26 protein-coding genes are annotated in these 25202 nt (G+C 67.7%); 11 read left to right on the top strand and 15 right to left on the bottom strand.

Going from position 1 to position 25202, the window contains the following annotated elements; genetic code table 11:
- Positions 1–16: 16 nt before the first annotated feature.
- The 3 genes from FBY28_RS07210 to FBY28_RS07200 are packed head-to-tail and all read left to right on the top strand — an operon-like array spanning position 17 to position 2918.
- A complete protein-coding gene (locus tag FBY28_RS07210) occupies positions 17–1099 on the top strand; it encodes a CaiB/BaiF CoA transferase family protein (RefSeq protein ID WP_141865466.1) in 1083 nt (360 codons plus the stop codon).
- Between the two features lie 60 nt (positions 1100–1159).
- Positions 1160–1915, top strand: a complete 756-nt coding sequence (locus FBY28_RS07205; RefSeq protein WP_019510864.1) for a 3-hydroxyacyl-CoA dehydrogenase — start codon at positions 1160–1162, stop codon at positions 1913–1915.
- A 13-nt stretch (positions 1916–1928) separates the two neighbouring features.
- The gene (locus tag FBY28_RS07200) at positions 1929–2918 is read left to right on the top strand and encodes an NAD(P)H-dependent flavin oxidoreductase (protein ID WP_141865464.1); all 990 of its coding nucleotides are present in this window, start codon (positions 1929–1931) and stop codon (positions 2916–2918) included.
- Positions 2919–3175: 257 nt separating this feature from the next.
- Here the strand turns inward: FBY28_RS07200 and FBY28_RS26150 are convergent, their stop codons facing one another.
- Positions 3176–3298, bottom strand: coding sequence for a hypothetical protein (locus FBY28_RS26150; RefSeq protein WP_019510862.1), 123 nt, complete (start codon positions 3296–3298; stop codon positions 3176–3178).
- Positions 3299–3719: 421 nt separating this feature from the next.
- On the opposite strand from FBY28_RS26150, the gene FBY28_RS07190 reads away from it, so the two are divergent.
- The 3 genes from FBY28_RS07190 to FBY28_RS07180 are packed head-to-tail and all read left to right on the top strand — an operon-like array spanning position 3720 to position 7280.
- Positions 3720–5972, top strand: coding sequence for an MMPL family transporter (locus FBY28_RS07190; RefSeq protein ID WP_141865462.1), 2253 nt, complete (start codon positions 3720–3722; stop codon positions 5970–5972).
- Position 5973: 1 nt separating this feature from the next.
- Entirely contained in the window at positions 5974–6654 is a 681-nt protein-coding gene (locus FBY28_RS07185) for a TetR/AcrR family transcriptional regulator (protein WP_174241558.1), read from the top strand.
- Complete coding sequence (locus FBY28_RS07180) at positions 6651–7280, top strand: class I SAM-dependent methyltransferase (RefSeq protein WP_141865460.1); 630 nt, start codon at positions 6651–6653, stop codon at positions 7278–7280. The genes FBY28_RS07185 and FBY28_RS07180 overlap by 4 nt, the downstream gene beginning before the upstream one ends.
- 8 nt (positions 7281–7288) lie before the next feature.
- On the opposite strand, the gene FBY28_RS07175 is transcribed toward FBY28_RS07180, so the two are convergent.
- On the bottom strand, positions 7289–7993 hold the full coding sequence (locus FBY28_RS07175; RefSeq protein ID WP_141865458.1) for an NAD-dependent deacylase: 705 nt from the start codon (positions 7991–7993) through the stop codon (positions 7289–7291).
- A 24-nt stretch (positions 7994–8017) separates the two neighbouring features.
- Between FBY28_RS07175 and FBY28_RS07170 the strand changes: the two genes are divergently transcribed.
- On the top strand, positions 8018–8401 hold the full coding sequence (locus FBY28_RS07170) for an Rv1152 family transcriptional regulator (protein ID WP_353618509.1): 384 nt from the start codon (positions 8018–8020) through the stop codon (positions 8399–8401).
- Here FBY28_RS07170 and FBY28_RS07165 read toward each other — a convergent pair.
- Positions 8377–9591 carry a PucR family transcriptional regulator gene (locus FBY28_RS07165; RefSeq protein WP_174241556.1) on the bottom strand — a complete coding sequence of 405 codons (1215 nt, stop codon included), beginning with the start codon at positions 9589–9591 and terminating at the stop codon, positions 8377–8379. The two genes, FBY28_RS07170 and FBY28_RS07165, sit on opposite strands and share 25 nt — an antisense overlap.
- Positions 9592–9693: 102 nt before the next feature.
- On the opposite strand from FBY28_RS07165, the gene FBY28_RS07160 reads away from it, so the two are divergent.
- Positions 9694–11208 (top strand): flavin-containing monooxygenase, encoded by a 1515-nt coding sequence (locus FBY28_RS07160; RefSeq protein ID WP_141865454.1) that lies wholly within the window; start codon positions 9694–9696, stop codon positions 11206–11208.
- Here FBY28_RS07160 and FBY28_RS07155 read toward each other — a convergent pair.
- Positions 11126–11959 (bottom strand): class I SAM-dependent methyltransferase, encoded by an 834-nt coding sequence (locus FBY28_RS07155; protein ID WP_141865452.1) that lies wholly within the window; start codon positions 11957–11959, stop codon positions 11126–11128. The genes FBY28_RS07160 and FBY28_RS07155 overlap by 83 nt on opposite strands.
- Positions 11960–11979: 20 nt before the next feature.
- A complete protein-coding gene (locus tag FBY28_RS07150) occupies positions 11980–12801 on the bottom strand; it encodes a class I SAM-dependent methyltransferase (protein WP_141865450.1) in 822 nt (273 codons plus the stop codon).
- 31 nt (positions 12802–12832) lie between these two features.
- Here FBY28_RS07150 and FBY28_RS07145 point away from each other — a divergent pair, with 31 nt between their 5' ends.
- Positions 12833–13276, top strand: coding sequence for a PPOX class F420-dependent oxidoreductase (locus tag FBY28_RS07145; protein ID WP_019510852.1), 444 nt, complete (start codon positions 12833–12835; stop codon positions 13274–13276).
- A gap of 35 nt (positions 13277–13311) precedes the next feature.
- The gene (locus tag FBY28_RS07140; protein WP_141865448.1) at positions 13312–13482 is read left to right on the top strand and encodes a DUF5302 domain-containing protein; all 171 of its coding nucleotides are present in this window, start codon (positions 13312–13314) and stop codon (positions 13480–13482) included.
- Here the strand turns inward: FBY28_RS07140 and FBY28_RS07135 are convergent.
- The 9 genes from FBY28_RS07135 to FBY28_RS07095 all read right to left on the bottom strand — a co-directional run bounded on the left by FBY28_RS07135 (position 13479) and on the right by FBY28_RS07095 (position 23610).
- A complete protein-coding gene (locus tag FBY28_RS07135; protein WP_141865446.1) occupies positions 13479–14744 on the bottom strand; it encodes an acyltransferase family protein in 1266 nt (421 codons plus the stop codon). The two genes, FBY28_RS07140 and FBY28_RS07135, sit on opposite strands and share 4 nt — an antisense overlap.
- Positions 14745–14772: 28 nt before the next feature.
- The gene (locus tag FBY28_RS07130) at positions 14773–15969 is read right to left on the bottom strand and encodes an MFS transporter (RefSeq protein WP_141865444.1); all 1197 of its coding nucleotides are present in this window, start codon (positions 15967–15969) and stop codon (positions 14773–14775) included.
- Between the two features lie 59 nt (positions 15970–16028).
- Positions 16029–17609, bottom strand: a complete 1581-nt coding sequence (locus FBY28_RS07125) for a monocarboxylic acid transporter (protein WP_216848021.1) — start codon at positions 17607–17609, stop codon at positions 16029–16031.
- 62 nt (positions 17610–17671) lie between these two features.
- Entirely contained in the window at positions 17672–17962 is a 291-nt protein-coding gene (locus FBY28_RS07120; RefSeq protein WP_141870091.1) for a DUF485 domain-containing protein, read from the bottom strand.
- 217 nt (positions 17963–18179) lie between these two features.
- The gene (locus FBY28_RS07115; protein ID WP_141865440.1) at positions 18180–19910 is read right to left on the bottom strand and encodes a sodium/solute symporter; all 1731 of its coding nucleotides are present in this window, start codon (positions 19908–19910) and stop codon (positions 18180–18182) included.
- Entirely contained in the window at positions 19907–20290 is a 384-nt protein-coding gene (locus FBY28_RS07110; RefSeq protein WP_141865438.1) for a hypothetical protein, read from the bottom strand. Before FBY28_RS07110 ends, FBY28_RS07115 begins: the two co-directional genes overlap by 4 nt.
- Positions 20283–21062: a LytR/AlgR family response regulator transcription factor gene (locus FBY28_RS07105; RefSeq protein WP_141865436.1), complete on the bottom strand. Its 780-nt coding sequence runs from the start codon at positions 21060–21062 to the stop codon at positions 20283–20285. The genes FBY28_RS07110 and FBY28_RS07105 overlap by 8 nt, the downstream gene beginning before the upstream one ends.
- Positions 21059–22273, bottom strand: a complete 1215-nt coding sequence (locus tag FBY28_RS07100) for a sensor histidine kinase (RefSeq protein WP_141865434.1) — start codon at positions 22271–22273, stop codon at positions 21059–21061. Before FBY28_RS07100 ends, FBY28_RS07105 begins: the two co-directional genes overlap by 4 nt.
- Before the next feature lie 98 nt (positions 22274–22371).
- Entirely contained in the window at positions 22372–23610 is a 1239-nt protein-coding gene (locus FBY28_RS07095; protein ID WP_141865432.1) for an amidohydrolase, read from the bottom strand.
- Positions 23611–23682: 72 nt separating this feature from the next.
- Here FBY28_RS07095 and FBY28_RS07090 point away from each other — a divergent pair, with 72 nt between their 5' ends.
- Positions 23683–24267 carry an HhH-GPD-type base excision DNA repair protein gene (locus FBY28_RS07090; RefSeq protein ID WP_141865430.1) on the top strand — a complete coding sequence of 195 codons (585 nt, stop codon included), beginning with the start codon at positions 23683–23685 and terminating at the stop codon, positions 24265–24267.
- Between the two features lie 248 nt (positions 24268–24515).
- On the opposite strand, the gene FBY28_RS07085 is transcribed toward FBY28_RS07090, so the two are convergent.
- Entirely contained in the window at positions 24516–25169 is a 654-nt protein-coding gene (locus FBY28_RS07085) for a nitroreductase family protein (protein WP_141865428.1), read from the bottom strand.
- Between the last annotated feature and the right edge of the window lie 33 nt (positions 25170–25202).

Below are 25202 nucleotides of genomic sequence, written 5' to 3'. Positions count from 1 at the left end.
GCGGAGGACGGTAGCCATGGCAGGACCATTACAGGGTTTGCGAGTCGTCGAGCTGGCCGGTATCGGCCCAGGTCCGCACGCGGCGATGATTCTCGGTGATCTGGGCGCCGAGGTGGTCCGGGTGGACCGTCCCTCGTCGAAGAACAGCCCGGGCAAGGACGCCATGCTGCGCAACCGGCGTTCGGTCACCGCGGACCTGAAATCCGATGAGGGACGGCAATTCGTCCTCGATCTGGTCGCCAAGGCCGATGTGCTGATCGAGGGCTTCCGCCCCGGTGTCACCGAGCGTCTCGGTCTGGGGCCGCAGGACTGCGCCAAGGTCAACGAGAAGCTGGTCTACGCCCGGATGACGGGATGGGGCCAGGAGGGCCCGCGGGCACTGCAGGCCGGTCACGACATCAACTACATCTCTCTCAACGGTGTGCTGCACGCTATCGGCCGCAAGGGCGAGCGCCCGGTCCCGCCGCTGAACCTCGCCGGCGATTTCGGCGGCGGCTCGCTGTTCCTGCTGCTCGGCATCCTCTCGGCACTGTTCGAGCGCCAGACCTCGGGCAAGGGCCAGACCGTCGACGCCGCCATGATCGACGGCTCCTCGGTGCTGATCCAGATGATGTGGGCGTTCCGCGCGCAGGGCATGTGGAGCGACGAACGCGGCACCAACATGCTCGACACCGGCGCCCCGTACTACGACACCTACGAGACTGCCGACGGTAAGTACTTCTCGATCGGCGCCATCGAACCGCAGTTCTATGCCGAGCTGCTCACCGGTCTCGGTCTGGATGCCGCCGAGCTGCCGGGGCAGAACGACATGAGCCGCTGGGAAGAGCTGCGCTCGGTGTTCACCGCAACGTTCAAGACCAAGACCCGCGACGAATGGGCGGCCATCTTCGCCGGCACCGACGCCTGCGCGACCCCTGTGCTGAGCTTCGGCGAGGTCCTCGACGAGGCACATGTGACGGCTCGCTCCACCTTCTACGAAACCGCCGACGGGCTGCAGCCGATGCCGGCCCCCCGGTTCTCGCGCACGGCGCCGGATGTGCCGAGCGCGCCGCCGGTGATCGGTGCCGATAACGACACCATCCTCAAGGACTGGGCCTGACGGCTCTTTCTCCCTCACTGCTCATCTCGAAAATCACCATCCAGAAAGGACATTCAGCACGTGGAAATCAAAGATTCGGTAGCGGTCGTCACCGGAGGGGCCTCGGGCCTGGGACTTGCCACCACCAAGCGGCTGCTCGACGCCGGTGCCTCGGTCGTCGTCATCGACCTCAAGGGTGAGGAGGCCGTCGCCGAGCTCGGTGAGCGCGCGAAGTTCGTCGCCGCCAACGTCACCGACGAGGACGCCGTCAGCAAGGCACTCGATGTGGCCGAGTCGATGGGGCCGGTGCGCATCAACGTCAACTGCGCCGGTATCGGCAACGCCATCAAGACCCTCGGCAAGGAGGGGCCGTTCCCGCTGGACGGTTTCCGCAAGGTCGTGGAGGTCAACCTGATCGGCACGTTCAACGTGCTGCGCCTGACCGCCGAGCGGATCGCCAAGCAAGAGCCGCTCAAGAACGAGGAGCGCGGCGTCATCATCAACACCGCCTCGGTCGCCGCGTTCGACGGCCAGATCGGCCAGGCCGCCTACTCGGCCTCCAAGGGTGGCGTCGTCGGCATGACCCTGCCGATCGCACGCGACTTGTCGCGCAGCCTGATCCGCGTCAACACCATCGCCCCGGGCCTGTTCAAGACCCCGCTGCTGGGCTCGCTGCCCGAAGAGGCGCAGAAGTCCCTAGGCCAGCAGGTGCCGCACCCGGCCCGCCTCGGCGATCCCGACGAATACGGCGCCCTCGCCGTGCACATCGTGGAAAATCCGATGCTCAACGGTGAGGTCATCCGCCTCGACGGTGCCATCCGTATGGCTCCCAGGTAAGTAAGGAACCGATATGTCTTTGGTTACCAAGTTCACCGAGGCCTTCGGTGTCGAACACCCGATCGCCCAGGGCGGTATGCAGTGGGTCGGCCGCGCGGAACTGGTTGCGGCCGTGGCCAACGCGGGCGGTCTGGGTTTTATCACCGCGCTGACCCAGCCGACTCCGGCCGATCTGGCCAACGAGATCGCCCGCACCCGGGACCTGACCGACAAGCCGTTCGGGGTGAACCTGACGATCCTGCCGTCGATCAATCCGCCGCCGTATGACGAGTACCGACAGGTGATCGTCGACTCCGGCGTCAAGATCGTCGAGACCGCGGGGTCCAACCCCGGTCCGCACCTGCCGATGTTCCATGACAACGGCATCAAGGTGCTGCACAAGTGCACCTCGGTGCGGCACGCGGTGAAGGCGCAGACCCTGGGCGTCGACGGCATCAGCATCGACGGTTTCGAATGTGCCGGCCACCCGGGCGAGGACGATGTGCCGGGTCTGGTGCTGATTCCCGCCGCAGCCAAGGAGATCGAGATCCCGATGATCGCCTCGGGCGGTTTCGGGGACGCGCGCGGCCTGGTGGCCGCCCTGGCGCTGGGCGCGGACGGCATCAACATGGGCACCCGCTTCATGTGCACGGTCGAGTCCTGCATCCACCAGAACGTCAAGGATGCGATCGTGGCCGGCAACGAGCGCGGTACCGAGTTGATCTTCCGCAGCCTGCACAACACCGCGCGGGTGGCGTCCAACGCGGTCTCGCGTGAGGTGGTGCAGATCCTGGCCGACGGTGGTCAGTTCGAGGACGTCAAGGATCTGGTCGCCGGGGTGCGTGGCCGCAAGGTGTTCGACGACGGCGATATCGATGCCGGAATCTGGACGGTCGGCACCGTGATGGGTCTGATCGACGACATCCCGACCTGTGCGGAGCTGATCAGCCGCGTCGTCGACGAAGCCGAAGACATCATCACCGGACGGCTCGGCGATATGGTCAAGCTGGACGACCCCGCGTAGGCGTCGGCCCGCTCCAAGACGAAGACCGCCCGGTCGGCACCGCAGCGTCGCGGTGATCGGCCGGGCGGTCTTTGTCGTCGACGGGCGGCGTCACGCCGCGGGCGTCGACCGCAGAGACAGAACACCGCCCGGCCGGACCCGCTATGGGCCGATCGGGCGGTGCTGTGCGTCTCAACGGCGCGAGCGCATACAGAACTGAGGAGAGCCTGACGTCTCCGGGTGGGCCGCGTCAGGGCCTCGCTGTCGAGCAGCTGGAGTCAGACAGCTTCAGCGAGATCTGGGAACTGCTCGGAGGTGTCACCCTCGACCAGGACGTCCCCGTGATAGAGGGCGTCGAAATCAACCTTGATGACATCGGCACTGGTGTCGTCGATCCACATGACACTGAGCGTATGACCGCTCATTAAGGGTTCTTTGAGGCTGCGCTCGCAATTTCGTGGCAGTTCTTACCGGCGGGTAGGTTACCGCTGCTGGCGTGTTTCAAACATGCATTTTCCGCACTCCTGAAAGTATGCCTGAGCTGCTTCTTAGCGGTGTTTTGCCGGGCCAAACCCCGGAATCCGAAGTTTGCCGGGACCATCGGTTTCGGGGGGTGTCTCAGCAAATCCTTACTCACGAGTAGGGCGACAGCCGTGTGAGGGTGTGGCAGAAGTGATTTTTGGGGCTGATGTGACTGAAGTGACTTGAGTGTTCCGGTAAGCCAGAGGCGGAGCGGGTCGGGTGGATGGACGCGCCGCGGGTATTGCCACGCGTGACTTATCGCTGTTAACTTAACGTCGATATGTCAATTGAGGGGGGACCATGTTGAACCGAGTCGCGCAGCTCTCGATGGCCGCACCACGCCGCGTGCTGGCCCTCGCGGGACTTCTGCTGGCCGCCGCCGCCATCTTCGGCGTCCCTGTCGCATCGACACTGTCCGCAGGCGGCTTCGGTGACCCGACGTCGGAATCGTCGCAGGCGGCCGCACTGCTCGCGGACAAGTTCGATCAGAGCGATATGCAGTTGCTCGTCACCGTCGCCTCACCGCAGGGCGCACTCGCCCCGGACGCCACCGCTGCCGCCACCGAGATCACCGACCGCCTGAGCCGGTCGCCACACGTCGCACAGGTGACCTCGGCGTGGACGGCTCCGCCGGGAGCCGCCGCCGAACTCCTCAGCAAGGACGGAACCGCGGGACTGATCATCGCGGGCATCAGCGGAGGTGAGAACGACGCGCAAAAGTACGCCGCGGCGCTGTCGGACGATATCGACCACGACCGGCCGGGCGTCACCGTGCGTACCGGCGGCAGCGCGATGGTCTACGCGCAGATCAACGCCCAGACCGAACGCGATCTGCTGCGCATGGAGTCCATTGCCATCCCGCTCAGCTTCCTGGTGCTGGTGTGGGTGTTCGGCGGCCTGGTCGCCGCCGCGCTGCCCATGCTGGTCGGACTGTTCGCGATCGTCGGATCGATGTCGGTACTGCGACTCATCACCTTCGCCACCGACGTGTCCATCTTCGCGCTCAACCTGTCCATCGCGATGGGCCTGGCATTGGCCATCGACTACACGCTGCTCATCATCAGCCGGTACCGCGACGAACGCGCAGAAGGCTTTTCCCGCGACCGCGCACTGACCCGCACCATGACCACCGCCGGGCGCACCGTGCTGTTCTCGGCCACGACGGTCGCGTTGTCCATGGCCGCGATGCTGCTGTTCCCGATGTACTTCCTCACGTCCTTCGCCTACGCCGGGGTGGCCACCGTCGGGTTCGCCGCCCTCGCGGCCATCGTGGTGACGCCTGCCGTGATCTGGTTGCTCGGCGACCGGCTGGATGCCCTGAACGTCTTCCGCCGCAGCGCCACTCCCAAACCGGTCCAGACCCAGTTCTGGTACCGGTGGACCCACGGCGTGATGCGTCGCGCGCTGCCGCTCGGACTCGCGCTGGTGATCCTGCTGCTGATGCTCGGCGCGCCGTTCCTCGGGGTGAAGTGGGGTTTCCCCGACGACCGGGTGTTACCGGCATCGGCATCGGCGCATCAGGTCGGCGACCAGCTGCGCACCGACTTCGCCGACAACTCCGCAACCGCCGTCACCGTCGTGATCCCCGACTCCGACGGTCTCGGTCCCGCCGATATCGAGCGGTACGCCGGCGCGTTGTCCGTCGTGCCCGACGTGGCCGCTGTCTCGAGCCCGACGGGCACCTTCGTCGACGGCCGCAAATCCGGTCCACCGGCGGCGGCCACCGGCCTGGCCGACAGTAGCGCCTTCCTGACCGTGGCCAGTACCGCGCCGCTGTTCTCCGACGCCTCGGAGCGGCAACTGGACGCGCTGCACGCCGTTCCCGGACCGGGGGAGCGTCCCGTCCAGTTCACCGGCACCGCGCAGGTCAATCGGGACAGCGTCGATGCCATCACCGACCGGTTGCCATGGGTGCTCGGTCTGATCGCGGTGATCACCTTCGGGTTGCTGTTCCTGATGACGGGCAGTGTCGTGCTCCCGGTCAAAGCGATTGTGCTGAACGTGCTTTCGTTGACGGCCGCATTCGGCGCCCTGGTCTGGATCTTCCAGGACGGCCATCTGTCGGCCCTCGGGACAACCCCGACGGGCACGCTGGTGGCGAACATGCCGGTGTTGCTGTTCTGTATCGCCTTCGGGTTGTCCATGGATTACGAGGTGTTCCTGCTTGCCCGCATCCGGGAGAACTGGCTGGCCCTGCGTGCCGACGGCGGCGCCGCGCGGGTACGCAACGACGAGGCGGTGGCGCTCGGTCTGGCCCGCACCGGGCGGGTCATCACCGCGGCGGCACTGGTCATGTCGATCTCGTTCGCCGCGCTGATCGCCGCGGAGGTCTCGTTCATGCGGATGTTCGGGTTGGGGCTCACGTTGGCGGTACTTGTGGACGCAACCCTGGTGCGCATGGTGTTGGTGCCCGCCTTCATGCATGTCCTCGGCGGCTGGAACTGGTGGTCGCCGCGACCGCTGGTGTGGCTGCATCAGCGGATCGGTATCAGCGAATCCGGCGCGCTCGAGCCTGCCCGGACGGCATCGGCGCCGGTGGCGGACACTGGATAACGTGTCCGCCCCACGACTGAGACGACGCCGCGCCGCACGCGGGTCCGGCGATCAGCTGCGCGACGAGATCCTCGATGCCGCCACCGAGTTGCTGCTGGAGACCGGACACGCCAAGGCGGTGTCCATCCGGGCCGTCGCCCAGCGGGTCGGGGTCACCCCGCCGTCGATCTACCTGCATTTCGCCGACAAGGACGCCCTGCTGGACGCCGTCTGCGCCCGTTACTACGAGAAACTCGACGAGGAGATGCAGCGCGTCGCGGCCGATAAGACCTCGACCATCGAGGTGCTGCGGGCCCAGGGGCTGGCCTATGTGCGGTTCGCCAGGCAGACCCCCGAGCTGTATCGCATCGCCACCATGGGCGAGGGCAATCCGAACAGCGATGTCGACGTGACGCTGGCCAGCTCGGCGTTCCTGCACATGCGCGCCTCCGTGGAGGCCTTGATTGCCGAAGGTATCTACCCACAGGGGGATTCGACCGCCGCGGCACTGGAGCTGTGGGCAGCGGTGCACGGGGTCGCCGCCCTGCTGATCGCCAAGCCGTATCTGCCGTGGGGCGACGCCGAGGAGTTCGCCGACCGGGTCCTCAGTGCGGTCTGCTGCGGCCGGATCGTCTACGGCATCGTCGGCGCCGATTCGACGCCGGAAGAGACCATCGCCAAGCTCGGTACGCTGAGATCATGACTGCCGCGGTCGACAATCCGTTCTTCGCCCGGTTGTGGCTCGTGACCAGTGGACACGAACCGGAATCGGTGCGCCGGTTGCGGGTGGAGAACCTGGCCGGTCTGAGTGGCCGCGTGCTGGAGGTCGGTGCGGGAACCGGCACCAACTTCGTGCACTACCCGGGTGCGGTCAGCGAGGTCGTCGCACTCGAACCGGAGCGCAAGCTGGCCGAGGTGGCCAGGGAGGCGGCCGCCACCGCGCCGGTGCCGGTATCGGTCAGCACCGCCACCATCGAGGAATTCGAGGCAGGCGAGCCGTTCGACGCGGTGGTCTGCTCGTTGGTGCTCTGCTCGGTTGATGACCCGGATGGTGTTCTGCGCCAGCTGTTCTCGATGCTCAAGCCCGGCGGTGAACTGCGTTATCTGGAACATGTCGCCGGCACCGGATGGCGCGCCACGCTGCAGCGGGTCGCCGATGCCACGATCTGGCCGCGACTGCTCGGTAACTGTCACACCCACCGCAACACCGAGACCGCCATCGCCGACGCCGGGTTCACGGTGGCCGGGTCGCGGCGCGAACAGAGCGTGCCTGCCTGGGTGCCGGTACCGGTGTCGGAGTTGGCGATCGGTCGCGCCGTGCGCGGATAGCCTGCGGCTCAGAGGAGCTGGGGCAGGCGCTGCAGCAGGGTGGGTAGCGCGGTCGCCGAGGTCTCCCGCAGCACGGCGGTGCAGGCGGCCGAGAGCGGAGTCGGCTGCGGATTGACCTCGATGACCGGGATTCCGTTGGCCACCGCGGCCTCCGGGAGTCCCGCGGCCGGGTAGACCACCGACGACGTGCCGACCACGATCACCACGTCGGCCTTGGCGACCGCCTCCACCGAGCTGTCCCACGCGTCATCGGGCAGCCCCTCGCCGAACCACACCACGTTCGGTCGGATCAGGCCGCCGCACGCGCAGCGCGGCGGTTGCACGACCTCCACCGGTTCGGGCATCGCGGGCAGCTCACCGGTGAACGGTGTCCCGCACCGATCGCAGCGGAATTCGAACAGGCTGCCGTGCACATGGTGGACCCTGGTGCTGCCCGCCCGCTCGTGCAGATTGTCGACGTTCTGGGTCACCACGTGAACTTCGGCGTAGTCCTCCCAGGCGGCGACCGCCAGGTGGCCGGCGTTCGGCTCGACGGCACTCATCATGTAGTGCCGCCACAGATACCACGCCCACACCCGTTCCGGGTGGCGCTGCCAGCCGTCGCTGCTGGAAATCTCGTAGGGATCCACGTTGGCCCACAGACCGGTCTCGACATCGCGAAACGTCGGCACCCCGCTCTCGGCGGACATGCCGGCCCCGCTCAGCAACGTCACTCGCACCTCACCAAACTAGCGCGTGTGCGTGATACTGGACTCGTGGGAGGTCTGGGGGACTGGATACACCTGGAAGCCGATGCGGGCGCGCCGCTGTTCGATCAGTTGCGCACCCAGATCATCGCCGGGGTGCGCGACGGCCGGCTGGCGCCGGGTACCCGCTTGCCCACGGTGCGCGATCTGGCGGGACAGCTGGGCCTGGCGGTCAACACCGTTGCGCGCGCCTACCGCGAGCTGGAAGCGGCCGGCGTACTCGAAACCCGGGGCCGCTTCGGCACATTCGTCGCACGGGTCGATCCGGCCGACAATGCGATGGCGGCCGCGGCCCATGCCTTCGCCGAGGTGGCTCGCGCCCAGGGCCTCAGCAAGGACCGGGCGCTGCGCTATCTGGACGGGCTGCTGGACTGACCCGTCCAGCGCAGGACGTCCAGGGCGACGGCCACCTCCACGCTGCACGCCGACAGCGGGGCGGGCAACAGCTCCTCGGCGCGGGCCAGCCGACGCAACAGGGTGTTGCGATGGGTGTACAGCTGGGTGGCCGCGCGCGCCGCGTTGCACTGCGCCGCGATGAATACACCCACCGCGGTGTGCACTTCGGCAGGCGCATGGGCGAAGTCACCGAGGACGCGTTCGACGAACCTGGCCGCGCGGTCGGGATCGGCGGTCACCAGGGCGACCAGTTCGATATCGGTGAACCGCGCAACCTGCTGGCGGGAACGCAGACGCGCCACCATCTGCTGAGTGGTGATGGCCTCGAAATGGCTGGTGCGGAAGCCCTCGACACCCTCGCCTGCGGTGCCCAAGGCCACCCGGACCGAGCCGATCGAACCGGTCAGATCATCGACATCCACCTGGCCCGGTACCCAGACCCATCGCGTCGCGCTACTGGGCAGCACGCTCAGCGGCCGCGCCCCGGCCGCCCGGCCGATCGCTTCGGCCGCGTGATCGAGTTCGGTGCGGTTGTGATCGGCCCCGGCAACCCAGAGCACCGCCGCGGTGTGGGTGCCGGTCAAGGCGTAGCCGAGGCGTCCTTCGGCGCGGTCGCGGGGGATGGGGGCGCCCTCCAGCAGCAGAGCGACGGTTTCCCGCCGCTCGGCGTGGGTGCCGTGGGTGAGTTCGTGACGTTCCAGCTCGATCTGGGCGGTGATACCGGCCAGGGTGGCCTCGACGAATGCGCTGATCGAACGCGAGCAGACCTGCAGCAGCTCGCGGAGTTCGGCCGGATCGGAGGTCAGCTCGAAGGCGATGTCCATCAGGCGCCGCCACGCCACCCCCTCGCCGATCCGATAGGCGTCCATCGGCAGTGTGTTGACCCCACGGCGCACCAATTCGCGGGCGATGCTCAGCGGTTCGGGACCGGTGTTCGGCGGGACGGGCCCACCCGGATCCCGGATGTTGGCGGTCGCCCAGAAGGCCAGATTGGCGCGGTTGCTGCGGCTCACCGCCGCAGCCAGTTCGGGGTCGGCGGCGATGGCCGGGCTGCCGGCAAGGATGGTGGTGTCGAGTTCGTCGAGCCATTCGGGGCGCGCGTTGACCACGATCTGCGCGCACTGGCGGATCAGTTCCCGCACGGCGGGTGAGGGTCCCGGCGGGTTCATGATCACACCGTAGGCCAGCGGGTGCAGATGGCACCAGTGTCGGCGCATTGTTGGGGCATTTCGCCCTATCACCGATGACGTCGCAGTCGGCACCATCGGTTGATGGACACAGTTGACGTGCTGATCGTCGGAGCGGGCATCTCCGGTATCGGAGCCGCCTACTATCTGCAGCGCGAGCATCCGGGCCGCGACTACACCATCCTTGAGGCGCGCGAGGCCACCGGCGGTACCTGGGATCTGTTCCGGTACCCGGGTATTCGGTCCGATTCCGATCTGCACACCTTCGGCTACGAGTTCAAACCGTGGCGTGACGAGTATGCGATCGCCACCGCGGACAAGATCCTGGCCTACTTGCGCGAGACCGTCGACGAGAACGGGATAGCCCAGCGAATCCGCTTCGGGCACAAAGTGCTTGCTGCGGCCTGGAGCAGCACCGACGGCCGTTGGGTCGTCGACGTCGAGCACGACGGTGAGCTGATCCAGCTCCACGCACGCTGGCTGTTCTGCGCGGGCGGCTATTACCGATACGACCAGGGATACACCCCGGACTTCCCGGGCCGCGACCGGTTCGGCGGCCGGATCATCCATCCGCAACACTGGCCCCAGGACCTGGACTACACAGGCAAGCGCGTCGTGGTGATCGGTAGCGGCGCGACGGCGGTGACGCTGGTGCCTGCCATGGCAGCCCGTGCGGAGCACGTCACCATGTTGCAGCGGTCGCCGACCTACGTCATGCCGGTTCCGGCCAAGGACCCTTTTGCCAACGCCGCGCGCCGAGTGCTCGGTGACGACCGTGGTTACGCACTGGCCCGGCGCAAGAACATTCTCAAACAGCGTGCGGTGTACACGTTCTGCCAGAAGCACCCGGTGCTGGCGCGGCGGCTGATCCGCCGGATCAACGCGAGCAAGCTGCCCGGCGGGTATCCGGTCGACCAGCACTTCAACCCGGCCTACGATCCGTGGGACCAGCGGTTGTGTGCGGTACCCGACGGCGACCTGTTCGCCGCCATCAGCGATGGCAGCGCCTCGGTCGTGACCGACCGGATCGCGACGTTCACCGAGACCGGGATCCGGCTGGAATCCGGCGCCGAGCTGGCGGCCGACATCATCGTCACCGCCACCGGACTGAACATCCAGCTGTTCGGCGGGGTGACGCTCACCGTGGACGGAGAGCCGGTCGATCTCGCGGAGACGGTCGCCTACAAGGGCATCATGCTCAGCGGCGTGCCCAACTTCGCCTTCGCCTTCGGCTACACCAATTCGTCGTGGACGCTCAAGGTCGGGTTGCTGTGCGAGCACTTCTGTCGGCTCTTGTCGCATATGGACGCCCGCGGCGTCGACCAGGTGCGTCCGGTCCTGACCGACCCGGCCATGCCGACCCTGCCGCTGCTGGACTTCGCGGCGGGCTATGTGCAGCGGGCGATCGACCGGTTACCGCGCCAGGGCACCCGCGGTCCGTGGCAGATGACGATGAACTACACCGTAGACGCCCAGGTGCTGCGCAACGGGCCGGTCGCCGATGACTGCTTGCGGTTCAGCCGAACTCCAGCCGGGTCAGCACCGGCCGTACCGGATCCAGCAGTGGCAGCCGGTGCGCAGCCCACAGCAGCGCGTTGAGCACCGTGCCGCGTCCGGTGGGCATCGGCACATCGTGGGCGGCGCGTACCCCTGGCACCGTGTTGACCAGGTCGGCGGCCTCGGCGACCGACAGGCTGAACGGCATCGGCGGCACCTTGTAGCGCAGTGAGGGGCGCAGCAACCCCTTCCGGGCCCACCACGCGAACCACGAGGGCGGTAGGTCGAACATCATCTGCCCGCCGGGAAAACGCTTGGCGCATTCGGTGATCAAGCCCATCGCCTCGGCGGGCTGCAGGTACATCAGCAAGCCCTCGGCGGTGATGAACACACCATCGGTGGCATCAACGGCATCCATCCAGCTGTAATCCAGCGCCGACTGCGCGCTGACGGTGACCCGCTCCGACGGCGGGAGCAGTTTTTCGCGCAATGCGATGATCGGTGGGAGATCGACGGTGTGCCAGCGGAATTCATGCCCGACATCACCGTTGTCGAGCCGGTAGAAGCTGGTCTGCAGGCCCTCGGCCAGCGCCACCACGGTCGCCGACGGATGATCGCGCAGGTACTTGCGGGTCTGCTTGTCGAAAGCCAGGGCGCGCAGCGCCATGTCCTGGCGGCCGACGAAACCGAACTTGGCAAAGTCGAAATCGATGGCGTCGACCAGATCGACGGCCACCGGATCATCGATGACCCGATCATCTCGGGCGGCCTCGGTGGCGCGCACCTTCAACGTCAACAGTGCGGTCTCGGATACGCCGGTCAGCGACCGCGCATCGGCTCTCGGGGAGGTCACTACATCGAGGGTACTCAGCGCTAGGCGAATTCCAGCAGCGTGATGCTTGGCCGGTTTCGCCGGAACGCGCCGATGCGGTCCCAGTGCACGGGGTTGGCCAGCCGCCAGAACCCGCGCCCCGGCGGATACGGCACATCGCGGGCCGACCGGACACCGTCGATGGTGCCCGCCAGCGACACCGCCTCGTCGGGGGTGAGCGCGAACGGCATGGCCGGGGTGAGGTAGCGATCGGACAGCGCCATACCGCCGAGCGTCTTGCGGCTGAACCAGTGCGGGATCGAGTCGAACATGAACTGCGCACCGGGAAAACGGGCAGCGCAGTCGGCGATCAGTCCCAGCGCATCCTCGGGCTCCAGGTACATCAGCAACCCCTCGGCGGTGATGAACACGCCATCCTGCGCGTCCACCCGGTCCATCCAGCTGCGATCCAGCGCCGACTGGCCCAGTTCGGTGATTCGTTCATCGCGGGGCAGAAGTTGGCGGCGCAGCTGCATCACCGGTTCCAGATCGATCGAATACCAGTGCAATTCGTCGGCGACCCCGGCTCGGGCCAACCGCCAGAAACTGGTTTGCAGGCCCTCTGCCAACGCCACCACCGACGCCCTCGGATGAGCTTTCAGGTACGCGGTGGCCGCCGCGTCGAAGGCCAGCGCGCGCAGCGGATGGGACTGGTTGGGCTTTCCGAACTTGCGGTAGTCGTAGTCGATCGAATCGAGCAGGCTGACCGCCCACGGGTCGCGGATCACCCCGTCGGAGCGCCTGGCCTCGGTGCCGCGGTTGTGCAGTGTCCACAACGTCGTCGCGGACACTCCTTCCAGACTGGTTCCGTCGATCCGGGTCATGCTCCCGATCGTAGAGTCGTACGCTCGACTCATGGGGCGTCAGGTGTTCGACGACAAGCTGCTGGCATTGATCAAGGGCAACGCGCTGGGGGTGCTGGCCACCATCAAGCGCGACGGCCGGCCGCAGCTGTCCAATGTGTCCTACTGGTTCGACGCGCCCAACACGGCGTTGCAGGTGTCCATCACCGAACCGCGTGCCAAGACCCGCAACCTGCGTCGCGATCCGCGCGCCTCGATACATGTGTCCGCCGACGACGGCTGGTCCTATGCGGTGGCCGAGGGTGATGCGGTGCTGACGCCACCGGCGGCCAACCCGCACGACGACACCGTCGAGGGGCTTATTGCGTTGTACCGCAACATCGCCGGTGAACATCCGGACTGGGCCGACTACCGGCGCGCGATGGTCGATGATCGCCGCGTGCTGCTGACGCTGCCGATCGCGCATCTGTACGGAATGCCGCCCGGGCTGCGCTGACGGACATATCGAGAACGTACGTCTAGGCTGATCGCATGGCCGACGAAACTCCGGAAGACGACACCAAGCGCAAGTTCCGGGAAGCGCTGGAGCGCAAGAAGGCGCAGGCCACCGGGGGCGCCTCGCACGCCGATGGTGGACGCAAGAAGGGCCGCGCGCACGGTGCGGTGGAAAACCGGCGCGAGTTCCGGCGCAAGAGCGGCTAGGCGAGCGCCCGGGCGCCGACCAGCGCCACCAGCAAGGCCGCCACGCAGTACAGGCCGAGATCCTTCAGGCCCCACACGCACGAGGCCAGCGTCGCCGCCCCCGCGACGCACAGCAGCATCCCCACCGCGACGCTCCGATCGCCGGTGACCACGCCGCCGTCCCAATAGGGCAGCGGGTTGTTCTCCAGCGGTCGCAGCGCCACGAACAACACCGCCACCAGCGCCGCCATGATCAGCACCTGCGCGATGCTCAGTGCCAGGAAATGCGGCTGGCCCGGATACCGCGGAAACCCGGCGGTGTCGAACGCCAGATGCACGGCCAGCAGTGCGGGAATGTGCCAGAGATACAGTGTCATCGCACCGCTGTTGCCGATCGCGGTCAGCCACCAGACCCGCGGGCGGCGGGCCCACCGGCCGATCGCAGGTGCGGCGGCAATCGCGAACGCACACATCATGATTGCGTGTCCGGCCAGCAACAGCGACGGCGGCATCATGTTCTTGAGCTCCTGGCCTTCGATGCCCACCAGGCTCAGTTCGTACGGACCGAAACGCAGCAGCGCCACGTTCGACGCCAACATCGCGCACCCCAGCAGCGCGGCCTGTGGGACGGTCAACAACCGGTTGCGGTATGCCACCCCGAAGATGCCGGGGATCAGCCACACCGCCAGGTTCAGGTAGCCCAGCGCGGCCCAGCCCGGGGCGTTGACCCGGATGGCGTCGATCGTGGCGATCAGCAGGTAGATGACCGCGACGGCACCCGCCATCCGGCCCACGGTCGTGATCGAGCGCAGCAGTGGCACCGCGGCGAGAACCAGGACGTAAGCGCCGAGGAACCAGAGCAGCTGAATGGAGATGCCGGCGATCGGCTGGTAGACGTGCGTCGGCAGCACCCGGTGGCCGATGGCGAGGGCGACGGCCCAGAACGCGAGATAGGAGAACACCGGTCGGTAGAGCCTGGTGCAGCGCTTCAGCAACCAGCCGCCCCAATTACCGGCATACGACCCGGCGGACGCGGCGACACCGGCGAAGAAGAACAGCGGCATGATCTGGAAGATCCAGGTCAGTGCCTGGAACGCCACCGATGTGGTGAGCAGGTTCTCCCAGACGAAGACGTCATCGCGGATGATGCTGGTGGCCATCACGGTATGGCCGGCGATCACCCCGAGCAGTGCGGTGATCCGGATGACATCGAGTGCACGGTCCCGCCCGGCGGGCGTGGCCGCGGCGACGTCGTCGATGCTCGGGAAGGCGGAAACGGGCATGTCCCGAATCTAGGGTGCCCGACACCGGTCAGGCCTGAGTAGAACCACTCAATTGGCGGGCCCGGCGCTCCTGGACCAGGACCGCGGCCAGGCAGATGAGGGCGAGCACCGCGATGGCGGCGGCAAAACTCTCCCCGGCGGTGCGCAGGCCCCAGGACTGCGCGGCCAGACCCACGCCGACCACCGGCAGTGCAATCGCCACATAGGCGACCACGAAGTAGGTCGAGCTGACCGCCCCGCGCTGCCGGTCGGGGACCTGCTCGACGACGGCCGCCAGCCCGCGGCTGAAGCTGATGCCCTGCCCGATCCCGGCGATTATCGCCGCGGCGATGATGCCTGGCAGCGATGAACCCGATAGTGCGACAGCCAGAATGACCATCCCGACGGCCAGGATCGCACAGCCCACCGCCACGGCGAGGGTGGGCGGGATGCGGCGCCCGAGCAGCTGTGCCACGGCCGAGGACAGGAAGATCGAACCGGCCACCGCCCCGCCGACGGCATGGTTGGTCACCCCGATGACCTCGGCGAGGAACGCCGGCGCGACCGCGGCGAACAGCCCGGTGACCGCGAACCCCGCGAAGGCTGCGGTGGCCGCGGTGAGGAACACGGCGCGGACCTCGGCGGGCACGGCCAGGCGTTGCAAGGCGATGCGGCCGGTCCCGCCCGAGGTCTCCGGGGCAAGCAGCACCGCGGGAATGGCGAGTACCAACAGCGCGATGTGCACCATGAATGACAGCAGCAGCGGGTGCGGCGCGTACTGGACCAGCGCCCCGGCCACCAGTGGGCCGCTGCCCAACCCACCGATGTTGACCATGGTGGCCACGGTGGCCGCCCGGTCACGCCGTTGGGCGGGCACCGATTCCACGACGGCCGCCGTCGCCGTTCCGGTGAACAACCCTGCCGACAGTCCGGACAGCAGGCGACCCACCAACAGCAGCGCGATGTTGTCGGCGAACAGGAACACCGCCGAGCTGGCCAGCGCGAAGGCCAGACCGGCCAGCAGCACCGGGCGGCGGCCGAGGACATCGGACCAGCCGCCGGCGACCAGCAGTGCGGCGAGCACGCCGAGGGCGTAGACGGCGAACACCACCGTCGTGGTGAACACCGCGAAGTGCATCTGTTCGCCGTAGAGCGCATACATCGGGGTCGGCACGGTCGTCCCGAGCATGGTGACGGCGAAGGCGTAGGCCAGGGCGGCGAACGCGAACCGGCGGCGGGTGTCCATGAGTGTGAACAACGCCGCCGCCGGTCTCGGTAGTTCCGGATGTGAACTAGTGCGCCCGGTTAGTGAGTGACCGCCTTCTCGGCGCCCACCCCGGTCAGCGAACGGACCTCCATCTCGGCATTGACCGCCGGATCGCCGGTGTCCTTGGAGGTCAGGGTGCCGATGATGCCGAGTGCGAAGGCCAGCGGGATCGACACGATGCCCGGGTTGGCCAGCGGGAACCAGGCGAAGTCGGCCGCGGGGATCATGGCGGTCTTGCTGCCGGATACGGCGGGGGAGAAGACGATCAGCACGATGCAGGAGATCAGGCCGCCGTACATGCTCCACAGTGCGCCGCGGGTGTTGAACCGCTTCCAGTACAGCGAGTAGACGATGGTGGGCAGGTTCGCCGACGCGGCGACCGCGAAGGCCAGCGCCACCAGGAAGGCCACGTTCTGCCCGTTGGCGAGGATGCCGAGGCCGATGGCCAGGACGCCAAGGACCACCGCCGTGATGCGGGAGACCTTCACCTGTTCCTCCTCGGTCACCTTGTGAGACTTCAGAACCGAGGCGTAGATGTCATGGGCGAACGAGGCCGAGGCCGTGATGGTCAGACCCGCGACCACCGCCAGGATGGTGGCGAAGGCGACCGCGGAGATGACGCCCAGCAGCACCACGCCGCCGAGTTCGAGGGCCAGCAGCGGGGCCGCGGAGTTCACCCCGCCCGCCGCGCCGAGAATGCGGTCGGGTCCGACCAGAGCGGCCGCGCCGTAGCCGAGCACCAGGGTGAACAGATAGAACGCACCGATCAGCGCGATGGCCCACACGACCGAGCGTCGCGCCTCCTTGGCCGTCGGCACCGTGTAGAAGCGCATCAGCACGTGCGGCAGGCCCGCGGTGCCCAGCACCAGCGCGAGCGCCAGCGAGATGAAGTTGATCTGGCTGGTCAGCGAGCCGCCGTACTGCGCGCCGGGGGCGAGCACGTCACGGCTGGCCACGGCCTCGGTGGCGGACCCGGAGATGGCGGCCTGCGCGGAGGTCAGGATCTCGGAGAAGTTCAGGCCGAACTTCGTCAGCACCATGACGGTCATGAAACCGGCGCCGACGATCAGCAGCACGGCCTTGATGATCTGCACCCAGGTGGTGCCCTTCATGCCGCCGACCAGGACGTAGACGATCATCAGCAGGCCGACGACGGCGATGACGACGGCCTGTCCGCTCTTGCTGTTGATGTTCATCAGCAACGCGACAAGGCCACCGGCACCGGCCATCTGGGCCAGCAGGTAGAACAGCGATACCGTCAACGTGGAGGTGGCCGCGGCGACCCGCACCGGGCGCTGCTTGAGCCGGAAGCTCAGTACATCGGCCATGGTGAATTTGCCTGTGTTGCGCAGCAATTCGGCCACCAACAGCAGGGCCACCAGCCACGCGACCAGGAAGCCGATCGAGTACAGGAATCCGTCGTAGCCGTACACGGCGATGGCCCCGGCGATACCGAGGAAGCTGGCCGCGGACAGATAGTCACCGGCGATGGCGACACCGTTCTGCGGGCCGGAGAAGCCGCGGCCGCCGGTGAAGAACTCCGCCGCGGTGGCGTTCTTCTTGCTGGCCCGGATCACCACCACCATCGTGACGACGACGAAGAGGCCGAAGATGGACATGTTGGCGACCGGGTTGCCGACGGAATCGGTGGCGGCCAGATAGTTCGTTGCGGTGTCGATGTTCACTGGGCCGGCCCTTCCAGCTCCTCGCGGATCGCGGCGGCGCGCGGATCCAGCTCACGGTTGGCGAACCGGACGTACAGACCGGTGATCAGGAAGGTGGTGAGGAACTGTCCGAGGCCGATGATCAACCCGATGTTGACGTCACCGAAGACCTTGGTGGCCATGAAGTCGTGGGCGAAGGCGCCCAGCAGGACGTAGATCCCGTACCAGACCAGGAAGAAGGCCGTCATGGGAAAGACGAACCGGCGCAGCCGACTGCGCAACTCCTGGAATTCCGGACTCGCCTGCATGGCGATGAACTCTTGACCGGTGGGGGCCGGCCGGCTTTCGGTGGTGGGCACCGTGTTGCTCCTGACTGATCGAGTGTGTTCCGCAGCGTGCCCAGAGCGTATTGAGACTCACGTCACAACCGAAGCGTCATCCGAGGTCAACCTGTCAGACGCCGGATGCGCTGCGGTGAACGGCGCGCTGACCACGATGAGCGGTTCGGTGCCCGGCGGCCCGGCGTCATGCGCCGGGTAGGCGCTCGATCCCCAAGCCCAGACGTTCGGGCACGTGCATCCTGGCGAAGATCTGCGCGACGCCCGGGGTGGCCTTGGTGAATCGGCTGACCAGGACCATCGTGGCGAAGGCCACCGGGACGCTGACCGCCGCCGGGTAGCCGATCATCACCGCGGGCCAGCCGCCGAGCGCGTGCTCGTCGACGGCCCCGGTGATGGCCACCAACACCGCGCCACCGCATACCATGCCGCCGACGGCCAGTCCGCAGGCGGCCCCGGTCGCGGTCAGGCCGCGCCACCAGATGCCGAGCACCAGCAACGGGCACAGTGTGGAGGCGGCGACGGCGAATGCCAGGCCCACCGTCCGTGAGAGTTCCAGATCGGACACCAGCAGCGACAACGGAATCGGGATGAGCCCTCCGATGACCGCGGCCACCCGGAAATCGCGGACCCGGCCCCGCAGCACATCGGTGGCCAGTGCGCCGGCGATGCTGACCAGCAGTCCCGATGATGTCGCCAGGAACGCGGCGATGGCACCCGCGGCCACCAGTGCGGCCAACAGTTCGCCGAAGATGCCACCGATGGCCGCGCCGGGGGCCAACAGCACTGCGGCGTCGGCGGTTCCGGTGATCAGCAATTGCGGTACGTAGAGGCGCGAGAAGACGCCGAGCAGGATGGGAAACAGGTAGAACAACGACAACAGGGCGATCACCGCGAGCGCGGTCCGGCGGGCGGCTCGTCCATCGGGGTTGGTGTAGAAGCGCACCAACACATGTGGCAGACCCATGGTGCCCAGGAACGTCGCGATGATGATCGACAGCACCTGATACAGCGGGTGCTCGCCACCGAGTCCGGTACCGGAGGCAATCCATTCGCTGCCGGTGCCCGGGGTACCCGCGACCACCGGCGTTGCCGCGCCGGCGGCCAGGGTGAGGCGGGTGTCGGCACCGAGTGTGTGCTGCCCGGGGACACCGAAGCCACTGTCGCGCACGGCGTTACCGTCCAGCTCACCGGTGATGGTGATACCGGCCGGGTCGATCACCTGGACCACCACGTCGGTCTCGACCAGCACGGTGGTCTGCTGCTCCACGCTCGGCGGCAACGGCCCGCCGAGTTCGCCACGGTCGCTGAGGAACAGGCCGAGCAGCGCCAGCGCGGGGATCGCGACCGCGGTCAGTTTGAGCCAGTATTGGAAGGCCTGCACGAAGGTGATCGACCGCATGCCACCGCCGACCACATTGGTGATGACGATGGCACCGACCAGTATCGGCCCGATCCACACCGGCATGCCGAGCAGCGTTTTCAACGCCAGCCCGGCACCCTGGTACTGCGGGGCGAGGTAGAACAGGCAGACCACGACCACCACGAGCATGGCGACCTTGCGCAGACGTGGTGAGCCGAGCCGGAACTCGGCGAAGTCGGGCACGGTGTAAGCGCCGGACCGGCGCAGCGGCGCGGCGACGAACAGCAGCAGGCCGAGGTAACCGGCGGTGAAGCCGACCGGATACCACAGTGCATCGGCGCCGTATTTCGCGATCAGCCCGGCGACGCCCAGAAAGGATGCGGCGGAGAGGTATTCACCGGAGATGGCGGCGGCGTTCCAGCGCGGTCCGACGCTGCGCGAGGCCACCAGGAAATCGGAGGTGGTGCGTGACAGCCGCACCCCCCAACTGCCGATCACCACGGTGGCGATCGCCGCGGCCAGCAGCGCGGCCGCCGTCAGCGGTGAGCCGGTCACGGTTCGCTGTCGACGACGCGGACGAAATCTCGTTCGGCCTGCTCGGCCAGGCGCACATAGAGGCTGCCGACCGCGTAGAGCATGGGGAACGCAAGGATGGCCAGCAGCAGCCAGTTCAGCCGCATCCCCAGCAGCGTCAGATCGGGAAGTGCGGAGGTGAGCACCAGGATGCCGCCGACCGCGCACACCACGACCACGCTCAGGCGCAGCGCCAGCCCGAGTTGCGCACGGACCAGTCCGCGCACCAGGGCGTCACCCACCTGGGTCTGCTCCTGCACCTCGACGCGGGTGCGGACCATCCTGGCGCCGCGCCGGTGGGCCAGCACGACACGCTGGCGGGCTCCGGCCGCCCGGGCATTCGACCCAGGACGCTCATTCATCGGCGCCGGCCGGTTTCAGGTTGCGCATCGGGTCGCGGACCAGCCGATCGCGCAACTCCCGCGCCTGGCGCCGGCTCACCGGCAGCTCGACCGCCGGTGACGAGCCGTTGGCGCGCAACCGGACCAGGACCGCACCGTCGGCGGTACGCAATCCGGTGACCACGCGCAGCGACACCAGATAGGACCGGTGGATGCGCTGGAAGCCGTGATCGCGCCAGCGGGTCTCCAAGGTGCTCAACGGTATTCGCACCAGGTGCGCGCCGGTTGCCGAGTGCAGCCGCGCATAGTCACCCTCGGCCTCCACCCAGCCGATGCTCTCCCTGGGCACCAGATGGGTGATGCCACCGAGTTCGGCGGGGATGACATCGGAATCGTGGGCGTCCTCGTCGGGCACGTCGGTGGTCCTGGCGGTGGCCACCCGGCGCACCGCCTCGTCGAGGCGGTTCTGCCGGATCGGCTTGAGCAGATAATCCAGCGCGCCGACATCGAAGGCCGCGACCGCCTTGTCATCGTGGGCGGTCACGAACACCACGGCGGGGCGATGGGCGAAATTGGTCAGCACCCCGGCCAGTTCGATACCCGACAGGCCCGGCATGTTGATGTCCAGGAAGACCGCATCGATGGTGTGGGCGTTGAGCTCGCGCAGCGCGGAGGTGGCGTCGGACGCGGTGTAGACGGTGGCGATATCGGCATGTTCGCCCAGCAGATATGCCAATTCGTCCAGGGCTGGTGCCTCGTCGTCGACGGCGAGCACGGTCAGCTCGGCACTCACCCGAAACCACCTCCGTCGGCGCGTACACCGGACCGGAACTTCGGTACCCGCATGATGACCTTCGTCCCCGCTCCGATCGCCGTTTCGACCACCAGACCGTAATCGTTGCCGAATGCCGCGCGCAGTCGATGGTCGACATTGGTCAGGCCGACGTGCGCTGACTGATCGTGTCCGGCGGACGGGGTCCGCTCGGCCAGCGCGTCACCGGGCCCGGACCGCAGTGTGTCGGGATCCATTCCGGCGCCGTCGTCCTCGACGGTGATGACGCAGTCCGAACCGGCGTCATTGGCGATGATCTCCACGGATCCGCCGCCCCGTCCGGCCAGGCCGTGCCGGACCGCGTTCTCCACCAGCGGCTGCAGCGCGAGGAACGGCACCACGACGTTGAGCACCTCGGGGGCGACCTGCAGGCGCACCGTCAATGCCGTACCGAATCGTGCGCGCTCCAGCGTCAGGTAGCGGTCGATATTGCGCAGTTCCTCGGCCAGGGTGGTGTACTGCCCGGCGGCACGGAACGAGTAGCGGGTGAAATCGGCGAATTCCAAGATGAGTTCGCGGGCGCGGGCCGGGTCGGTGCGCACGAACGAGGCGATGGTGTTGAGCGCGTTGTAGATGAAATGCGGACTGATCTGCGCGCGCAGGGCCAGTACCTCGGCCTTGTCGAGGCGGGCACGGGAGGCGTCCAGCTCGGCCAATTCGATCTGACTGGCGGCGTAGCGGGCCACCTCGCCGACGGCGCCGAGCATGCCGGGTCCCGGTGTGCCGGTGGTGACGACGACCAGCACGCCGAGAACATCGCCGGCCTCGGCGAGCAGGGGTTGGGCCACCACCGTCGTGGTGTCGATATCGTCGAGAACCCGGCGTTCACCGTCGATGGATGCCGCCGCGGCGGTCGCCGCCGTGTCGGCGACGCTGCGCCGCCAGATGAACTTGTCTTGCGGATCGGCGGCGAGCAGCTGCCCGTCGCCGTCGAAGAGGGCGATCCCGTCGGTGCCGGTGAGATCGCGAAGGAAGGGCGCTGCGGTGGCAGCGGATTCGGTGTCCAGGCCCCGGCGCAGGGCGCGTGCGGCGAGCGACGCGGTGTGCAGCGCGGCGTGCACGGCCCGCTCGGTGGGGGTGGCCACCACGCGCCGGGTCCGCACCACGAACACGGCCGCGACGGCTGCCAGCAGCAGCGTCGCGGCCAGCGCGACCGTGAGCTGACCCGACATGGTGGCGCCAACCCTATGCCGCGGCGGCTACTGAACGGGGCAGGCGTACTTCCCGGCCACGTCGAACCGAGGTCACCGGGCGGCCCACCGACAACGGCTCAGGTCGTCAACCAGGCCAGCGCGGCGACCACGAGGGCCTGGGTGCCGGTGTCCAAGGTGGGCTGGATGACGGGTGCGAATGTCGGTGCGTGATTGACCGGGATGTCCTCGGCGACGCGGCCGGAGTCGGCCGCCTCACGGTAACGGTGTTCGTCGATGCCGCCAATGCCCCAGAAGGTGTACGGCGCGCCGAGTGCACGGGGGAGGTCGCTGAAGTCCTCGCTGGCCGCGCCTGCCCCGATCGGCCCGTGTCGTTCACCGAAGAACTCGGTAAAGGCGTCGCCGACCCGTGCGGTGACGGTTTCATCGTTGACGGTCGGGGGGAACCGGTCGTACAGCTCGAAATCGGGTTCCTTCGGGGAATTCGATGCCTGGCATTCGGCGGTGACGACGCGCCGGATCGCGGCCAGCACCGTCTCGCGGACCCCGTCGTTATAGGTGCGCAGATTGACCTCCAGCACGGCGCGGTCGGAGATCACGTTGCTCTTGCTGCCGGCGTGAATGGCGCCGACGGTCAGGACCACGGTGTCGGTGGCGGGGACCTCCCGGGAAACGATGGTCTGAAGGCGCAGCACGATCATCGCCGCGAGCACCACCGGGTCGACCCCGGACTGCGGCATCGAACCGTGTGCACCACGGCCGTAGACGGTGATCCGGATGCTGTCGGCGGCCGCCAGGAACGGGCCGGGGTGCGTCACGACCCGGCCTGCCGGTATCGGGAAAACGTGTTGGGCCAGTGCGACATCCACCGGCGGGAGGAGATCGGCCAGGCCGTCCTCGACCATGCCGCGGGCACCGTCGCCGGTCTCCTCGGCGGGTTGGAAGACCGCGATCATGGTCCCGGACCACTGCTCGGTGGCGCCGGCGAGCAAGGTCGCGGCGCCGAGCAGGCAGGTGACATGCACGTCGTGACCGCAGGCGTGCATGACGGGCACGTCGCTGCTGCGCACGGTGCTCGCATACGGCAGGTCGGTCGCCTCCTGGACGGGTAGCGCGTCCATATCGGCGCGCAGCAGCACCGACCGACCGCTGCCGTTGCGCAGGATGCCGACGACCCCGGTGCCTCCGATCTGCTCGTGCACGTCGTAACCGGCGGCGCGCAACCGGTCGGCGACCAGTCGTGCGGTGCGGTGTTCGTGATGGGACAGCTCGGGGTGCTGGTGCAGATCGCGGTACAGGTCCTCCTGCCAGGACCTGATCTCGGGGAGCCGGTGCAGCACCGCGGTCGCCGCGCTCATGTCTTCCAGTCTGGCAGGAGTGGCGCTGCCGTCGGCGCTTCTGGCGAAACTGGACGTCGTAGGCTTGCCGGCATGACCGGGAATCTGTGCCTGACCCAAGATCCAGCGTCGGACGCGTTGCTCGAATCCAACCCGTTCGCGCTGCTGGTCGGGATGATGCTGGACCAGCAGATCCCGATGGAGGTGGCGTTCGCCGGGCCGAAGAAGATCGCCGACCGCATCGGTGAGGTGGATGCACGGGTGATCGCGGACTACAACCCCGACGAGTTCACCGCGTTGTGCTCGGAAACCCCGGCGATCCACCGCTTCCCGGGTTCGATGTCCACTCGGCTGCAGGCGCTGGCCCAGGCCATCGTCGACGAGTACGACGGTGAGGTGAGCCGGCTGTGGACCGAGGGTGATCCCGACGGTGCGGAGGTGTTGCGCCGGCTCAAGCGGCTGCCCGGTTTCGGTGATCAGAAGGCGCGGATCTTCCTTGCGCTGCTGGGCAAGCAGTACGGCGTGACGCCGAAGGGGTGGCGCACCGCGGCAGGGGATTACGGCAAGGCGGGCACGCACATGTCGGTGGCCGACGTCGTCGACGCCGACTCGCTGCAGGAGGTGCGGGCGTACAAGAAGAAGATGAAGGCCGCCGCGAAGGCTGCGAAGCAGGCCTGAGCCGTCGACCCCGAAGGCTGCGAAGCAGGCCTGAGCCGTATACCCCGAAGGCTGCGAAGCAGGCCTGAGCCGTATACCCCGAAGGCTGCGAAGCAGGCCTGACACCAGCTGACTCTGCGCTCACGGCGCGGAAGTGCGAGTAGCGCTCGCCGTCACCGCAGAGTCAACGCGTGTTGGGCACCGACGGTGCGTACGGATCGAACTTTTGGCTGATTTCTCGATCTGGGTGCACCGTCGCGGACCGACGTTCAGAACGCGGGGCCGTCGAAGCGCTCCCGGGTGACGAATTCCGATACCGGTTTGCGGGTGAGCCTGCGGACCTGTGTGACGGGCTTACCCAGCGGCAGCACCGCGGCGAGCGCGTGGTCATCGGGTATCGCGAGCAGTTGCTTCACCGCCGGTTCCTCGGCGATGGCCATCGTCGTCAGGACACCGCCGAATCCCTCGTTCCGCGCGGCCAGCAGGATGTTCCACACCAGCGGATACACCGAGGCGCCCGCCACCACGCCGATGCGGTCGAGGTCCTGATCGAAGGCCGCGACCACGCCGAGGTCGATGCAGATCACCAGCAGCACCTCGGCGTCGAGCAGATGGGTGGCCCGCGGCACCTGCACCGCTGCCAGGTCCTCATCGGACACGCCCATGGGGTGCAAGGGATTCCACGGGCTTTCGCCGTTGCGCTTCTGGGCGATATAGCGTCGCGCGCCGGTCACGCTCAGATCGGCCAGCGCCGACTTGGTGGCTTCGTCGCGGATCACGATGACGTGGGTGCCCTGCCTGTTACCGCCGCTGGGCGCGAACCGGGCGTTGTCCAGGATGCGGGTCAGCGTCTCATCGGGCAGGGGTTCGCCGGTGAACTGGCGTACCGCGCCGGTTGTACGCATGACGTCGTAGGTGTCCATGCTCACCATCTTGGTGCGTATGCGATTGTGGAC

Origin of the sequence: Arthrobacter sp. SLBN-53 (assembly GCF_006715585.1) — a bacterium.
Taxonomy (GTDB): domain Bacteria; phylum Actinomycetota; class Actinomycetes; order Mycobacteriales; family Mycobacteriaceae; genus Mycobacterium; species Mycobacterium neoaurum_A.
The sequence above is the reverse complement of the archived record's forward strand: the minus strand, read 5'-3'. Positions and strand labels throughout refer to the sequence as shown.

What these genes read in the sequence shown, in the direction of transcription:
- FBY28_RS07210 (WP_141865466.1), top strand. Translation starts at nt 17, where the DNA reads ATGGCAGGACCATTACAGGGTTTGCGAGTCGTCGAGCTGGCCGGTATC.
- FBY28_RS07200 (WP_141865464.1), top strand. Translation starts at nt 1,929, where the DNA reads ATGTCTTTGGTTACCAAGTTCACCGAGGCCTTCGGTGTCGAACACCCG.
- FBY28_RS26150 (WP_019510862.1), bottom strand. Translation starts at nt 3,298, where the DNA reads ATGTGGATCGACGACACCAGTGCCGATGTCATCAAGGTTGATTTCGAC.
- FBY28_RS07190 (WP_141865462.1), top strand. Translation starts at nt 3,720, where the DNA reads ATGTTGAACCGAGTCGCGCAGCTCTCGATGGCCGCACCACGCCGCGTG.
- FBY28_RS07180 (WP_141865460.1), top strand. Translation starts at nt 6,651, where the DNA reads ATGACTGCCGCGGTCGACAATCCGTTCTTCGCCCGGTTGTGGCTCGTG.
- FBY28_RS07165 (WP_174241556.1), bottom strand. Translation starts at nt 9,591, where the DNA reads ATGAACCCGCCGGGACCCTCACCCGCCGTGCGGGAACTGATCCGCCAG.
- FBY28_RS07160 (WP_141865454.1), top strand. Translation starts at nt 9,694, where the DNA reads ATGGACACAGTTGACGTGCTGATCGTCGGAGCGGGCATCTCCGGTATC.
- FBY28_RS07150 (WP_141865450.1), bottom strand. Translation starts at nt 12,801, where the DNA reads ATGACCCGGATCGACGGAACCAGTCTGGAAGGAGTGTCCGCGACGACG.
- FBY28_RS07145 (WP_019510852.1), top strand. Translation starts at nt 12,833, where the DNA reads ATGGGGCGTCAGGTGTTCGACGACAAGCTGCTGGCATTGATCAAGGGC.
- FBY28_RS07140 (WP_141865448.1), top strand. Translation starts at nt 13,312, where the DNA reads ATGGCCGACGAAACTCCGGAAGACGACACCAAGCGCAAGTTCCGGGAA.
- FBY28_RS07135 (WP_141865446.1), bottom strand. Translation starts at nt 14,744, where the DNA reads ATGCCCGTTTCCGCCTTCCCGAGCATCGACGACGTCGCCGCGGCCACG.
- FBY28_RS07130 (WP_141865444.1), bottom strand. Translation starts at nt 15,969, where the DNA reads ATGGACACCCGCCGCCGGTTCGCGTTCGCCGCCCTGGCCTACGCCTTC.
- FBY28_RS07125 (WP_216848021.1), bottom strand. Translation starts at nt 17,609, where the DNA reads ATGTCCATCTTCGGCCTCTTCGTCGTCGTCACGATGGTGGTGGTGATC.
- FBY28_RS07120 (WP_141870091.1), bottom strand. Translation starts at nt 17,962, where the DNA reads ATGCAGGCGAGTCCGGAATTCCAGGAGTTGCGCAGTCGGCTGCGCCGG.
- FBY28_RS07110 (WP_141865438.1), bottom strand. Translation starts at nt 20,290, where the DNA reads ATGAATGAGCGTCCTGGGTCGAATGCCCGGGCGGCCGGAGCCCGCCAG.
- FBY28_RS07100 (WP_141865434.1), bottom strand. Translation starts at nt 22,273, where the DNA reads ATGTCGGGTCAGCTCACGGTCGCGCTGGCCGCGACGCTGCTGCTGGCA.
- FBY28_RS07095 (WP_141865432.1), bottom strand. Translation starts at nt 23,610, where the DNA reads ATGAGCGCGGCGACCGCGGTGCTGCACCGGCTCCCCGAGATCAGGTCC.
- FBY28_RS07090 (WP_141865430.1), top strand. Translation starts at nt 23,683, where the DNA reads ATGACCGGGAATCTGTGCCTGACCCAAGATCCAGCGTCGGACGCGTTG.
- FBY28_RS07085 (WP_141865428.1), bottom strand. Translation starts at nt 25,169, where the DNA reads ATGGACACCTACGACGTCATGCGTACAACCGGCGCGGTACGCCAGTTC.